This window comes from Bacillus sp. NTK071, from assembly GCF_017303315.1.
GTDB lineage: Bacteria > Bacillota > Bacilli > Bacillales > Guptibacillaceae > Guptibacillus.
In genome coordinates, this window is record NZ_JAFKOI010000001.1 from 680,321 (window position 1) to 694,521 (window position 14,201).

Sequence of the window (14,201 nt, forward strand, 5' to 3'; positions counted from 1 at the left end):
GAATTTGGACATATATGGATGCTTTGTCCACGTTCTATACATATAGTAATTAGAGAAGGAAAATCAACCAAAGGTTAGAAAGGAAATATGGGTATGGCATTTGTCAATCGTTATACAGGATCTGAATGTGGCGCAATGACATTTACAGGAAACACGCTTGGTTTGAGTGGAAATGGCTCTGCCAATCAGGCAGGAACAGCAGGGACTGCAGGAACTTTTATTACACTTGATAGCAGTTCTACCGTTGATGCTTATCCTCCTCCTGTTCCACCAACTTCAGCAGGAACAACGCTTGTTTATCAAGATAATGGTTCTGAAGCATTATTAACATTACCTGCTAACAGTACAATTCTATATGCTGAGCTAATCTGGGGTGGATTATACCAAACAGGGAACGATGATATTTCCGCTATTTTAAATGATGATATTTTATTCTCATCACCTTCTGCAATCAATTTACCTGTTTCACCCGATTCAACTACTGCAAATGAATTTAATGTGGGTACGACAGGATTCTATATGCGCTCTGCTAATGTCACGTCAATTGTACAGGCAGGAGGAAGTGGCACGTATAGTGCAGGTAGTATACCAGCTATTATTCTTGATATCACAACTGTTAACCACGCAGGATGGACCCTCGCGGTCGTTTATACAAATAATAGACTTCCAAACCGCTCAATGAATTTATATGTTGGTGCTGAAGGACTCGTAAATCAAAATAATACAATTGATATTCCAATCACAGGATTTACAACTCCTCCTATTGGGGACGTAGACGCAAGAGTGTTACTGAGTGCACAGGAAGGTGATGCAGAAATTAACGGAGATCAAGCTCTATTTGGACCCGACTCATCCTCTCTTACGAATTTGTCTGGTCCAAGAAATCCGGCAATGAATTTCTTCGGTTCACAAATCACAGATAATTCAGGAAACCTTAACACCAATGGATCATATGGCACCTTTAACCAAACCCCAGGTACTCCAGGATCTAACGTACTTGCCGGTAGGCAAGGATGGGATATCACAAACGTCTCAGCTTTCAATTATTTACCTAACAATCAATCATCAGCTTTGTTTCGCTTTGCTTCAACTGGGGATTTCTATATGCCTAATGCATTAGGGGTACAAATTGATTTAGGCGATGCTGTAATGGAAATGGATAAAGAAGTAAACAAGTCGTTTTCATACCAAGGAGACCAGCTCACATATACAATTACAATTACAAACAATGGAGTAGTCGAAGCAGCTAATCCATACCTTGTAGATGATCTTCCTGCAGGGGCGGAGTTTATCACTAATTCCGTAACAATTAATGATGTTTCACAACCAGGATATGATCCTCAAGTAGGGTTTCCTCTGGGTCCAATGCCGGTAGGTGATGTTAGGGTAGTGAAGTTTAGAATAAGAGTACTAATTAATAGTTGTTTTCTTATGAATGAAGCAAACGTCACGTTTGGCTGTGGAAAAGTTGCGACAAGCAATTCAGTATTAACAACCATATGTAAGATTTGTTGTAAACGTCGAGCCCGTTGCAGTTGCACTTAAAAAGCTGCTGAATATCTCTGCTCAGCAGCTTTTTCCATTCAAATAATAATAAATGTTTAGACAATATTTACCTACACATTGTGTTGCTTTCAGTTGATTAGGTTTCTCGTGAACTGATCCATTATTGGTTTGAATACCATCCCGTAATTCAATTGCAACTCTACACAAATCACTATATGTTCGCGTTCTCGTATTGCCTAACGGTACATAGAAACTAGTATCATCGCAACAATTTACGATCACATCAATCTCTTCGCAACTACCTTTTTCATAATAAATTGTCAGAGTAGCGAAAACTGGGGTAATACAACCTTCTACTTCCCAGATAGGAGCATATGGATTTTTCCTAGGATCAATTCTAAATATTCCTGTAATGCACTCTTGAATTAACTCTCCACTACCACACCCATACTCCGGCTCTCTCTCATCCATCTCATTTATATAATGTAAATCACCTGCACTCAGTAACGATCTTTTTCTTGCCACTGTACATACACATCCCTATAAAAACACCATTTGTAATATAAAATGCCAGAATAAAAATTTTGTGTAGGCAGGAGACTATTATTTACAGTCATATATTTAGTAAGCTGCCATTTAACTAGCACAATTAGAAAAAAAGAGAGTACTTCGGATGCTCTTGGTCGAACCTCCGGAGTACTCATGTATATTTGATTTACAGACCAGCTTTATATTGAAGATCTAATTCTACTGTTGCTGTACAGTAGACAAGAGGATCAGCTTGTGGGGGATCAGAAGCGCAAAATACAGTGATTAAATTTAAATCTGTCACCTGTACCATTAGAGAAGATTGAGCATCAATAGTATAAGTTTGTGGGTTTGCGTTTGTTCCGTCAGTAATAGTAACAGTCATAATACAATTATTAGTTGTAGAGCTTGTGTTAATTATAGAAACCATACCGCTAGCTAGCGAATCTGGTGGTGTATCTTCAGGAGCTATATAAAGCGTTTCTGGCACAGGAACTACTGGTGGATCTGCTTGGGGGTCGGCAACTTGACATACTGTTCTTACAGGCAAACATCTCTTAATACCTATTAATGTGGTATTAGCACCACCAAAAAAGTCAGGTGTGGAACAAGGAACGGGACAGCAAAAAGCATTGGTACTACAGTTAGCCATTATTTTTCCTCCTAGTAAAATAGTTACAATCCTAGCTTATGCCCGTACGCGTATCTTGTATAAACACTAGTCCAGTTTTAAATGATTTTATTACGTTAACGTCAATTTTCACATTCTTTTGAACTATTTCCTGTAATATTCATCATCTTTTTACACTACTTCAACTTAATTTACACAAAAATTAGTTACAATATAGTGTGGATGCATTTATTACTAGAATTAACAGGGGGATATTATGTTACATAATGTAAAAAGAAAATCACTTACAACAACCATTGCTTTAAGTTTATTAGCCACGCCTTTGCTTGCTCATTCAGATCAAGCAGAAGCTGCAGGTTCCGATGTGAACCTTCGAATTATGGAAACGACTGATCTCCACACAAATATCGTCAACTATGACTATTACAAAGATCAGTTAACCGATCAATTCGGGCTCGCGAAAACAGCTTCACTCATTAATCAAGCTAGAAATGAAGCGGATAATAGTTTGTTGTTTGACAATGGGGACTTACTACAAGGGAATCCTTTGGGAGATTATGTCGCAAAGATTAACCCACTCCAAAAAGGCGAAACACATCCTGCTTACAAAGCGATGAATCTATTGAATTACGATGCTGGAAATATTGGAAATCATGAGTTTAATTTCGGACTTGATTTCCTTCAAAACAGTCTAGCAGGCGCAAATTTCACATATATCAATGCGAATGTGTATGTAGATGACCATGATAATGATCCAACAAATGATAAAAATTATTTCTCACCGTATAAAATCATCAATAAGACAGTAACAGATGAATCAGGAGCTAAGCACGAACTTAAAGTAGGAGTTATTGGTTTTGTGCCACCACAAGTTATGCAATGGGACAAGGCAAACTTGGAAGGTCATGTGATTGTAAAAGATATCGTAGAGACTGCTAACAAGTACGTTCCAGAAATGAAAGCAAAGGGAGCTGACCTTATTGTTGCCATTCCTCACTCAGGTTTCGAAAAAGCAGCACCAGAGGGGAACGATGAAAATGCGGTTTATTACTTAAGCGATGTGGATGGAATTGATGCCATTTTGTTTGGACATGCTCATAAAGTATTCCCTGGCGATAGTAGTTTTGAGGGGATTAATGGAGTAGACAATAACAAAGGAACAATCAATGGCGTTCCTTCTGTAGAACCTGGTTATTGGGGTGATCATCTAGGCGTTATTGATCTCACATTAACAGAAGAGAACGGAAAATGGACAGTAAGCAATTCTCAGTCTGAAGCTCGCCCTATATATGATAAAGCAACAAAAAAACCTCTTGTGGAAGCCGACATGGACATTGTGAATGCGGTTAAAGAAGAACATGAAGGTACCATTAATTATGTAAGAACTGCTGTAGGTGAAACAACTGCACCGATTAACAGCTATTTTGCGCTTGTTAACGACGATCCTTCTATTCAAATTGTAACGAATGCACAGAAGTGGTACGTTGAGAACAATATACAAGGGACAGAGTATGAAGGCATTCCAGTTTTATCAGCAGGCGCACCTTTTAAGGCAGGTGGTCGTGGCGGATCGTCTTACTATACTGACATTCCAGCTGGCGATTTAGCTATTAAAAACGTAGCAGATCTTTATGTTTATCCCAACACGCTAAAAGCAGTTCTTCTAACAGGTGAGCAAGTGAAAGATTGGCTAGAGATGTCAGCAGGACAATTCAATCAAATCGACAAGAAAAACAAGGAAGAGCAAGCGCTAATTAATCCTGATTTCCCTTCGTTTAACTACGATGTGATTGACGGGGTCACGTACAAAATTGATGTCACAGAGCCTGCTAAGTATGATTTGAGCGGGAACGAAGTAAATGCTGATGCAAACCGAATCAAAGAGTTGAAGTACAACGGTAAGAAAGTGACGAAGGACATGTCCTTTATTGTTGCTACAAATAATTACAGAGCAACAGGCGGAGGGCACTTCCCACATCTGGATGGGTCGAATATTGTTATAGATTCACCTGACGAGAACAGACAGATTCTTATTGATTACATTCTTGAAGAACAAACGATTAACCCAACAGCTGATCAAAACTGGTCATTTGATACAATTAATAAAAAGAAACTGAATGTTACATTTGAGTCATCGCTACAAGCTCAGCCTTATGCACATGATATTAAGTCAATTGATTTCGTAAAAGAAACGGAAAATGGTTTTGCAACGTACAAAATGGATTTATCAAGACAGAAAAAAGACAAGAAAAAACACCATGATAAAGGACACCATCACGGACATTATAGTCACCACCACAACAAATAACTAATTCCTTTACATTAACGCCTCCCCTCGGGGGTGGCGTTTTTTCATGCAAGAAAACAAAGGTTCAAACCTATTTTAGGATTTATACTGTTATACTTATATTATTATCATTTAGAGAGGGATTTTTATGTCACATAACCTAACTACTACCGAGCGGGATAAGCTGTTTCAGCAGCTTTCGACTGACCAACAACGCTATCTCACACAATTTCTTAAACGTGGAAGAAAAACTGTTTTTGCAAATGTGATTGCGCGAGATAAAGGCAGGATCATACCGTATGGTGCTTCTGACGAAGAAATTGAAATGCTGCTTGATGACTGGATTCTAGATGACTTTATCGATGCAGGCATTGTGTCTGATGAGCTATTGTGTGAATGTGGTCGTCCTCTTAGGTATCAGTATGTTGTAAGGCACGTTAAAACGGGAGAGGTCTTACGCTTTGGAATTAATCATTTCGAAGAACATACCGGCATGTCTTCAGTCATCGTGAAAGAAGTCATGAAAGGATTTAATACAATTGATTATGAATTAGATGAGTTACTAGTGAAACTGTCCAAAGGAAAGTCTTCCTATGAGGTTCCTCCAGGTATGAATATCCCAAAAGATATTAGTGATCACTTTGAACTAGACTTACCATTACTCGATCGCCAAGAAAGGCGCCTTATTGAAGCGCTAAGAGCTTTTAGAGAAGGCCACGAAGCTGCCAAACGAGGAAGTAACGATTTTAGTATTCCTTCTAGAACGAAGCGCACAGAGTCGAAGCCTGACGATGAATTACAACCTTCTTTTGATTTATTTACGGAAGATACTTCTTCCACTCTTCAGCATGATCTCCCTAAAGCAAAAAACACGTTAGTTGTAGGTGAGCTGTCGTTTATCATTCAAGAAGCAATCGACGGCTATATCCATAAAGGGATTGAAAGTACGATCATGATGTGTGAACTACTTATAAAAGAGGAAAAGACATCAAATAATCGCTATTCAACTGGAAAACCCAAGATTTATTTTGCAGTAAGCACGTATCTAGATTCATTTGTTCATGCTGGAGAAATGACGGTAGAACCACTTGGACAAGAGGACCGCATTTATCGATTAAAAGACAAGTAAAGAAAGATATTTGGAAATTATCTGAATAATAATTGACATAACCATTGTACGGGTCTATAATTTCAAGCATGTTGAAAATGAAATATAACAACTCTTATGAAGAGCGGCGGAGGGATTAGGCCCTATGATGCCCGGCAACCTTTCAAGCAAACACTTGAAGTTGGTGCCAATTCCTACAGACATTGTTGTCTGAAAGATAAGAGGAGGATTAGACAAGTAAGCCCTCTTCTTATTTAAAGAAGAGGGCTTTTTCTCATTCCAATAATAGGGAGCTGGTTAATGATGAAACGATCACTAGAAGAACGATTGCAAGAAGGGCCCGTTATATGTGGAGAAGGCTATTTGTTTGAATTAGAGCGCCGTGGTTATGTGCAAGCAGGTTCCTTTGTACCAGAAGTTGCACTTGATAATCCACAAGCACTTAAACAAACCTATCGAGACTACATGCTAGCTGGATCAGATGTTGTTTTAGCGTTTACGTACAACGGACATCGTGAAAAGATGAGAATTATTGGGAAAGAAGACCTTCTAGAACCATTAAACCGTCAAGCGATTCGATTAGCGAAAGAGGTAGCGAAGGAGCATCCTGTGGAAGAAGCGCTTGTAGCAGGGAATATATCAAATACAAACCTATTTGACACACATGATGAAGAAGGGAAAGAGACAATTCGCGCTATGTTTGCTGAAATGGTCGGATGGAGCAAGGAAGAGGGCGTTGATTTCGTTAATGGGGAAACATTCTATTACTATGAAGAAGCAAAGATCGCCTTAGAGGAAATTCAAAAACAGGGATTACAAGCCGTTATCACACTTGGACTTATGAGTGAGGGTATTCTTAGAGACGGATACACTGTTGAGGAGGCCTGTCATCTTCTAGAAGAGCAGGGAGCACTTGTAGTTGGTATGAACTGTTTCAGAGGCCCCGCTACAATGCAACCATACATCGAGAAGATTAGACAGTCAGTGGATGGCTATGTGGGTGCACTCCCCGTTCCATACCGTACGACTGAGGAGCATCCAACGTTATTCAATTTACCTGATGGCGGATGCTCGTGCACCTTACCAACAGAAACAACTTTTCCAACATCGTTAGATCCATTGTATTGCAATCGTTATGAATTGGCAGAATGGGCAAAAGAAGCAAAGAACATTGGCGTTAATTACTTTGGCCTATGCTGCGGGGCTTCACCAAGTATGCTTAGAGAAGTGGCTGAGACGGTCGGTAGAACAGCGATAAACTCCGTATACTCGCCTAATATGGAGAAGCATTTCCTATTTGGAAATGATAAGTCACTTAAAGCGAATAATACTTCTTATCGAACAAAAGCTTAGTATCGGACGGAGATTCCCTTTCTTTTAGGGGATCTTTCATTACACAAATTATTTTGCTATTTAAACTGCTGATTTTCTAGTATGATCGATTGTGATTGGCATACATCTCGTTGACTCTTTGTATACCTCACTAAATTAACGATGTTCTGATGTGTCTGCTTTGCACCAATTATTAATAAAGGTACACCAATCCAATTTATTTTTAATCCTCTTGCAAACATACCACCAAATGTCATGGCTAATGGAACGGTAGGAGAGGTATTAGAAAAAATCACGGGTTCTTTCATATCAAAGGTGTCATGAAACAAGACACTGAGATGATTTAATGCAGGTAGAAGTACTTTCGAACCACCTCTTCCGATGGTATACACCTTGTCTCCACGCTCATCCTCACCATGATAAATAATCCTTCCCATGTCACTCCTCTTTAACTTATTAAAGATATCAATGTTAAGAATCTCTTCCTTTGAAGGAACTCTGTCTGATGAAAGCTTTTTTAAATGATAAGCTGCGGCTAGAGCAGATGAATGAGTTCCACCATAGCAATTGTAAATGTAAATCACCTCGAAAACCTCTTTCCTCGTGAATCATGTGTAAATCGATGTATAAAAGGGGGGATGACAATAGCAAAGGATAATAAGTAAGATTGTATTAGTATGAATCGAAATACGAAAATATATTTACATGTTCAATTCAAAAGAAGCATTAAAAATAGGAACGAAGTCAAACATTTCCTTATATAGTGAATAAAGTGGGTAATCTGTCTTGAAAAGTGGCAATAATCATAGATACCTTTCCAAAATAAATCACTTTATTATCGAATTATGTTATTATTTTAAATGTGTCTGCATGCATTCAACATGAATACTGCAGAAAAGAACCTGTACTATAAGTGAGGGAACCAATGATTAATCAAAAAGCCATAAATGAACTCCGCGCTATCTTGCCCGCAGCGGAAGTAAAAATAAATGAACCATTACATGAACACACATACACAAGAATGGGTGGACGGGCAGACGTTCTTGTTTTCCCAAAAACGATTGAAGATGCAAGAGCAGCTGTTGAATATGCTTACAAATCGAGCTATCCACTAACCATTTTAGGAAAAGGCTCCAATGTCATTATCCAGGATGGTGGAATCCGCGGAATTGTGCTTAACCTTTCGTCTCTTGATGCGATTCAGAAAAATGAGAAGAAAGTAATTGCACAGTCTGGAGCACGCATCATTGACGCATCAGAATTTGCACTCGATCAAAAGTTATCTGGCCTCGAATTTGCTTGTGGTATTCCAGGTTCCGTAGGTGGAGCTGTATATATGAATGCTGGCGCTTACGGTGGAGAAATAGCCGATTGTCTTGAAAGTGTGATCGCGGTAACAAAGGAGGGGAAGTTAATCAGCTTAACAGCTGATCAACTCGACTTATCTTACCGTCATAGTAACGTGGAAGAAAACGGCCTTCTTGTGCTTGAAGCTACGTTCCAGCTAAAAGATGGCAATTACGATGATATTAAGGCTATTATGGATGATCTAACAGAGAAACGGGAAACCAAGCAACCGCTTGAATACCCTTCCTGTGGTAGTGTATTTAAACGTCCTCCAGGACTATTTGCTGGAAAGTTGATTCAAGACTCAGAGCTACAGGGCACGCGTATTGGCGGAGCTGAAGTATCCAAAAAGCATGCTGGGTTTATCGTCAACATTGATAACGCAACAGCAACAGATTACTTGAACGTTATTCAACACGTCCAACGTACCGTTAAAGATAAATTCGGTGTTGATCTAGAACGTGAAGTACGTGTTATAGGTGAGCCCCCTGAGATGTAGTGTTACATCTGAATATTAAAAAAAGCAGCGTATCTCAAAATGATACGCTGCTTTTTTGATTTGTTAATAATTTGTTAAACTCTTAAAATCTGCACATTTAATTCATATTTATAAGATATTGTGGGTTTGTAGCACCTTATATAGGTATGATTGTAGATATTTGACTAAGGAGGATACTTATGAGAAACAAGTCTATTTTACTGGTAACTACAATACTTGCATTCACATTCACTCTTACTGCATGTTCAGGAAACAACGAAACCATAAGTCAAGAAAATACTGAAACAAATGCAAATACTGAATCGAGTAATGAAAGCAGTATGGATGATATGAACCATTCCGGTTCTTCTGAAGTACCTCAGAACTTAGAAGATGCTGAAAATCCAACTTATGAAGTGGGAAGCCAGGCGATAATCGAAGCAAACCACATGCAAGGGATGAAGGGCGCTGAAGCAACGATTAAGGGCGCATATCAAACGACTGCCTACGTTGTGTCGTATACTCCAACAAACGGTGGAGAAAGAGTAGAAAACCATAAGTGGGTGATTCACGAGGAAATTGAAGAGGCTGGAGATAAAATCCTGGATCCAGGAGCAGAAGTTACAATTAATGCATCACATATGAAAGGAATGGAGGGCGCTAGCGCTGTAATAGAATCTGCTAACGAAACGACTGTTTATATGATCGATTATATGCCGACCACAGGTGGCGAAAAAGTAACAAATCACAAATGGGTTACAGAAGATGAATTATCTGCTGAAAAGAGATGAGTAACTCATGATCCGGACTAGATTAGTCCGGATTTTTATATGACCACACTTTCTCTATTAGTTTATAGACCCACACTAAATTTGCACACTTTCTTCATATTTTTCTGATAAACTATGAGAGGATTTAGCCAAAATAGATGAAAAGGATGAAATGTTTTGAAGAAAAAATGGATCAGTATTCTTGGTACCTCTGTCTTACTTATTAGTGCAGGTTGCCAGAATGATAAAGAAATAACACCAGATAATAATTCAGAGGTAGTTGAGGTTCAAGAGGGCGATACAGAACTCATCTCATTAGAAGAGTCTAGCTTATATGAGGAATTCGAAAGCAAGCAAATCGATCACGTACACGGCATTGGATATCCTGGTAATCGCAATGAATTGTTAATAGCCACTCACAACGGACCTATTATTTATCAAAATAACTCCTGGTACGAAGCGACTACAAATAATAATGATTATATGGGTTTTACTGCGGTATATGATGGATTTTATAGTAGCGGACATCCCGGTGAAGGTTCAGATCTTCCAAATCCCCTTGGATTAATTAAAAGTTCTGATCGAGGTAATACGTTAGAAGAGCTCGGTTTCCAGGGAGAATCCGATTTTCACTTTCTGGCAGTTGGATATAACACTCATGCGATATATGCAGTAAATCAACAAAAGAATAGCAAAATGGATGTTGGTGTTTATTATAGTGAAAATGCAAAAGACTGGGAGAGAGTTCAGCTGAACGGAACGCCTGACAAGGTAGCGGGAATCTTCACACACCCAAGTGATTCAAACGTGCTGGCCATAACATCTCCCACCGGCTTGTACGTCTCAAGCGATCAAGGTAAGTCATTTAATCGAGTAACAGAAGAAGTTGGTATTAGTACGATGGTATTCCTGGAAGATAAACTCCTTTATGCGAAACAAGATACTAACAAACAACTCGTTCTTCAGGATTTAAGCAATGGAGAGCAAAAAGAAATTTCAATGCCCAATGAGGAATTAAAAACAATTGATTATATCACCGTCAACCCTCAAAATGAGCAAGAGATTGTATTCCATACTAAAGAAGAATCGATTTACCAAACTACAGATTCTGGAGAAACATGGGAAACACTTGTGAAACAGGGGAAAGTTGTAAATAAATAAGACATTCCCTACTTTCTGTTCAAACATTTACATATACCCATTAAGTTTCTAGAAACTGTGCATAAACCATGAAATTTAAAATTTTTCCTACTTTTTTTATTTTTGGGTTTAAATTCCTCATAATAGGCAAATATTACCCTGTAACCAACTTACAAGGAGGAATTTGATTATGTCACATGAGAAATACGGTTCTGTTATTGAGACGCTACATGAATGTATGACAGCTTGTAACCACTGCTATGATTCTTGTTTAAAAGAAGACGATGTTAAGATGATGGCCGATTGTATCCGCCTTGATAGGGAATGTGCGGACATTTGTGGGTATCTTGAACAAGCCTTAGTTAGAGGAACTCCGTTTGCCTCAGAGCTCGCGAAAGTATGTGCTACGATTTGTGAAGCCTGTGGAAACGAATGTAAAAAACATGATCACAAACATTGTCAGGATTGTGCTGACGCTTGCTTTAAATGTGCAGAAGAATGTAAGAAGTTAGCTTCATAAATTAAGAACATAGTCATTAAGCCTGCTTTTAACAAAGCAGGCTTATTTTAATGGGAGAGTTCTTATTCAGCTAGAATTATAACGGATAGGACAAGGTGCACAATTTCTCGATATAATACTGATAAGCTAGCTATTGAAAAAGGAGATCTACATGGCATTTAAAAGAAAAAATAAATTAGCTACAAAATTAGGACTGATGTTTCTCATAAGTATCTTACTTCTTGAAGGAATACTATTTGTTGTGTTGTACTTCGGATTTCTAAACGAGCGAATTATGGCCGAAACCGATGCTTTACTAGCTCGTGGAAACAGTCATAGGGATGTTCTAGAGAAACATTTCGATTCGGAAACAAGAGACCATGTTGCCCTAATGGAATCAGAAGCTGATACGCAAGTGGTGATTACAGACAATAAGAAGAACATTCTTGTTCATTCAAATGAAGTGACACCTCCCATTAAAAAAATGATCCAATCTTCAAACTCCCTTCCTGTTGATGGGGCCGTTATTGAAGGAGATTGGGTGAGAGAACCGAATGTTACGTCCGGTTCACCTATAATAATTAATGATGAATTAGTCGGATATGTTTATATGGTGCTTGATACACAGGGGATTAGAGATGTACGTGATCATTTAACTGCTCAGTTCTTAATCATTAGTGGACTTGCTTTATTCCTGACAATCATCACCATTATTTATCTATCGAGAATTATCATTCGTCCATTAATCCATATGAAAGAAGCCACCAAAAAAATGAGCGCAGGTGAACATGATGTTTCTTTAAAAGTGGATCGAAACGATGAATTAGGAGAATTAGCAAAAGCCATTCAAAGTTTGTCAGATGATTTACTCCGTTTGAAAAACGATCGCAGTGACTTTCTTGCTAGCATCGCTCATGAACTGAGAACACCCTTAACCTACCTTAGCGGATATGCCGACATTGCGCAGAGAGATAACCTGTCTTCCGAAGAAAGACAATACTACCTTTCCATTATTAAGGAAGAATCAGGGAACTTAACCTCCCTTGTAAGAGACTTATTCAACATGGCAAAGATGGATCAAAAAGGGTTTGTTATTGACAAAGAAGAAATTGAATTATGTAGATTAATGCAACAGGTTAATGAGAAAGTAAAGCCAGCTTTTGATAGCAAAGGAATACATCTCTTAATATCTTGCCAGAGAAAGATCCTGGTTTCATTGGATCCAGGTCGGTTCTCTCAAGTTCTCCTCAATCTCCTTGATAATGCCTTACATTATTCAAAAGAAGGAGATACCGTTCTTGTTGAAGCTTCTTTAAACCATTCTAAAGTAGAAGTGAATGTGATCGATGAAGGAGAAGGGATACCTGATAAAGACCTCCCTTATATATTTGATCGACTTTATCGAGTGGATAAATCCCGCTCTCGAAAATATGGCGGGTCAGGTCTCGGCCTTGCGATTGCTAAGGAAATTATTGAAAAGCATGGAGGAAGCATTTCAGCGTTAAGTAAAGAAGGTAAAGGAACAACCATGAAAATAGTCATACCAGGAGATGATTAAATGCAGCGTGTGTTAATTGTTGATGACGAAGAGCGGATGGTAGAGTTAATCTCCCTCTATTTAAAACCACAGGGGAATACGATCTACAAGGCTTACACTGGAAAAGAAGCTCTTGAGATCCTACAGGAAAATAAAATTGATCTTGTGTTATTAGATGTGATGATGCCTGACATGGATGGATGGGTTACCTGTCAGGAGATACGTAAGGTTTCGAATATACCTATTATCATGCTTACCGCTCGAGAACAGTCTGAAGACATAGTGAAGGGATTGAAAATAGGAGCGGATGATTATATTACGAAGCCGTTTGATGAACAGGTTCTCCTTGCCCGAATCGAAGCTGTGACTCGACGTATACAGCAAGAAGATGCGAACCAAGTGTTTATCAAGGGGCTGATATGGGATATGGATAAACATCTTGTCAAATTTAAGGGAAATAAGATCTCAATGACACCAATGGAGTTCAAGCTTCTCGGCCTCTTTTTGAAAAATCCTGAAAAAGTATTTAGCAGAGAGCACCTTATCCAATTAATATGGGGATTTGAGTCCAATACGGAAGGCAGAACCATAGATTCACATATTCGGAATTTGCGAGAAAAATGTAGACAAGCCGGATTTCTTATCGATAACTACTTAAAAACCATCTGGGGTGTAGGATATAAATGGAAAAAATAAACATCATACGTATTAAAAAAATGACTGCCTTTATGTGTCTCTTACCTTCACAGCAAGCATGTTAGCGGCTTGTGCGGGTAATGGGAATGAGATGGTTAACAACCTGAAGATTTTAATTATGCACCGACTCGCTACAACGATGAGAATATTGATATGGATAACAATCGAGGAAGAGATATCGACACTGATCCTCGCGATATAAAAGATCCTAATGAGCCTGATACACCGCCTTAATTACTATTCACATTGACTTTATTTTTTACCCATTCAGCATTCAATTCGATTGTGGAAATTAAAGGAGATAGAAAAGGCAGAAGGAAGCAGTATATTTACTACCGGATT

General features: G+C 38.6%; 13 protein-coding genes and 1 riboswitch. Of the genes, 10 read left to right on the forward strand and 3 right to left on the reverse strand.

The window, feature by feature from the left end; translation table 11 throughout:
* Positions 1-93: 93 nt before the first annotated feature.
* Positions 94-1,545, forward strand: coding sequence for a DUF11 domain-containing protein (locus tag JI666_RS03445; RefSeq protein WP_206888947.1), 1,452 nt, complete (start codon positions 94-96; stop codon positions 1,543-1,545).
* Between the two features lie 21 nt (positions 1,546-1,566).
* Here JI666_RS03445 and JI666_RS03450 read toward each other — a convergent pair whose 3' ends face one another.
* Complete coding sequence (locus tag JI666_RS03450; protein WP_206888949.1) at positions 1,567-2,031, reverse strand: S-Ena type endospore appendage; 465 nt, start codon at positions 2,029-2,031, stop codon at positions 1,567-1,569.
* 190 nt (positions 2,032-2,221) lie between these two features.
* The gene (locus JI666_RS03455) at positions 2,222-2,686 is read right to left on the reverse strand and encodes a hypothetical protein (RefSeq protein WP_206888950.1); all 465 of its coding nucleotides are present in this window, start codon (positions 2,684-2,686) and stop codon (positions 2,222-2,224) included.
* A 235-nt stretch (positions 2,687-2,921) separates the two neighbouring features.
* Here JI666_RS03455 and JI666_RS03460 point away from each other — a divergent pair, with 235 nt between their 5' ends.
* The 3 genes from JI666_RS03460 (at position 2,922) to JI666_RS03470 (ending at position 7,413) form a co-directional block, all read left to right on the forward strand.
* Positions 2,922-4,973, forward strand: a complete 2,052-nt coding sequence (locus tag JI666_RS03460; protein WP_206888951.1) for a bifunctional 2',3'-cyclic-nucleotide 2'-phosphodiesterase/3'-nucleotidase — start codon at positions 2,922-2,924, stop codon at positions 4,971-4,973.
* Positions 4,974-5,100: 127 nt separating this feature from the next.
* Entirely contained in the window at positions 5,101-6,081 is a 981-nt protein-coding gene (locus tag JI666_RS03465; RefSeq protein ID WP_206888952.1) for a DUF3895 domain-containing protein, read from the forward strand.
* A gap of 91 nt (positions 6,082-6,172) precedes the next feature.
* Positions 6,173-6,284: riboswitch (SAM riboswitch) on the forward strand.
* Positions 6,285-6,363: 79 nt separating this feature from the next.
* Positions 6,364-7,413, forward strand: coding sequence for a homocysteine S-methyltransferase family protein (locus JI666_RS03470; protein ID WP_206889302.1), 1,050 nt, complete (start codon positions 6,364-6,366; stop codon positions 7,411-7,413).
* Positions 7,414-7,469: 56 nt separating this feature from the next.
* Here JI666_RS03470 and JI666_RS03475 read toward each other — a convergent pair whose 3' ends face one another.
* Positions 7,470-7,976: a DUF3189 family protein gene (locus tag JI666_RS03475; RefSeq protein ID WP_206888954.1), complete on the reverse strand. Its 507-nt coding sequence runs from the start codon at positions 7,974-7,976 to the stop codon at positions 7,470-7,472.
* Positions 7,977-8,317: 341 nt separating this feature from the next.
* Between JI666_RS03475 and murB the strand changes: the two genes are divergently transcribed.
* From murB to JI666_RS03505, 6 genes are all read left to right on the forward strand, one after another.
* Positions 8,318-9,238, forward strand: coding sequence for a UDP-N-acetylmuramate dehydrogenase (gene murB, locus JI666_RS03480; protein WP_206888955.1), 921 nt, complete (start codon positions 8,318-8,320; stop codon positions 9,236-9,238).
* 179 nt (positions 9,239-9,417) lie between these two features.
* On the forward strand, positions 9,418-10,008 hold the full coding sequence (locus JI666_RS03485) for a YdhK family protein (protein WP_206888957.1): 591 nt from the start codon (positions 9,418-9,420) through the stop codon (positions 10,006-10,008).
* 156 nt (positions 10,009-10,164) lie between these two features.
* Positions 10,165-11,148, forward strand: coding sequence for a F510_1955 family glycosylhydrolase (locus JI666_RS03490; protein ID WP_206888959.1), 984 nt, complete (start codon positions 10,165-10,167; stop codon positions 11,146-11,148).
* A 169-nt stretch (positions 11,149-11,317) separates the two neighbouring features.
* The gene (locus tag JI666_RS03495) at positions 11,318-11,647 is read left to right on the forward strand and encodes a four-helix bundle copper-binding protein (protein WP_136945205.1); all 330 of its coding nucleotides are present in this window, start codon (positions 11,318-11,320) and stop codon (positions 11,645-11,647) included.
* A gap of 151 nt (positions 11,648-11,798) precedes the next feature.
* Positions 11,799-13,184, forward strand: coding sequence for a sensor histidine kinase (locus JI666_RS03500; protein ID WP_136945204.1), 1,386 nt, complete (start codon positions 11,799-11,801; stop codon positions 13,182-13,184).
* Positions 13,185-13,859, forward strand: a complete 675-nt coding sequence (locus JI666_RS03505; RefSeq protein WP_206888962.1) for a response regulator transcription factor — start codon at positions 13,185-13,187, stop codon at positions 13,857-13,859.
* Positions 13,860-14,201 lie beyond the last annotated feature (342 nt).

Excerpts from the sequence above, each read along its gene's own strand:
- JI666_RS03465 (WP_206888952.1), top strand. The coding sequence starts at position 5,101 with ATGTCACATAACCTAACTACTACCGAGCGGGATAAGCTGTTTCAGCAG.
- JI666_RS03500 (WP_136945204.1), top strand. The coding sequence starts at position 11,799 with ATGGCATTTAAAAGAAAAAATAAATTAGCTACAAAATTAGGACTGATG.
- JI666_RS03470 (WP_206889302.1), top strand. The coding sequence starts at position 6,364 with ATGAAACGATCACTAGAAGAACGATTGCAAGAAGGGCCCGTTATATGT.
- JI666_RS03495 (WP_136945205.1), top strand. The coding sequence starts at position 11,318 with ATGTCACATGAGAAATACGGTTCTGTTATTGAGACGCTACATGAATGT.
- JI666_RS03505 (WP_206888962.1), top strand. The coding sequence starts at position 13,185 with ATGCAGCGTGTGTTAATTGTTGATGACGAAGAGCGGATGGTAGAGTTA.
- JI666_RS03445 (WP_206888947.1), top strand. The coding sequence starts at position 94 with ATGGCATTTGTCAATCGTTATACAGGATCTGAATGTGGCGCAATGACA.
- JI666_RS03485 (WP_206888957.1), top strand. The coding sequence starts at position 9,418 with ATGAGAAACAAGTCTATTTTACTGGTAACTACAATACTTGCATTCACA.
- JI666_RS03455 (WP_206888950.1), bottom strand. The coding sequence starts at position 2,686 with ATGGCTAACTGTAGTACCAATGCTTTTTGCTGTCCCGTTCCTTGTTCC.
- murB (WP_206888955.1), top strand. The coding sequence starts at position 8,318 with ATGATTAATCAAAAAGCCATAAATGAACTCCGCGCTATCTTGCCCGCA.
- JI666_RS03460 (WP_206888951.1), top strand. The coding sequence starts at position 2,922 with ATGTTACATAATGTAAAAAGAAAATCACTTACAACAACCATTGCTTTA.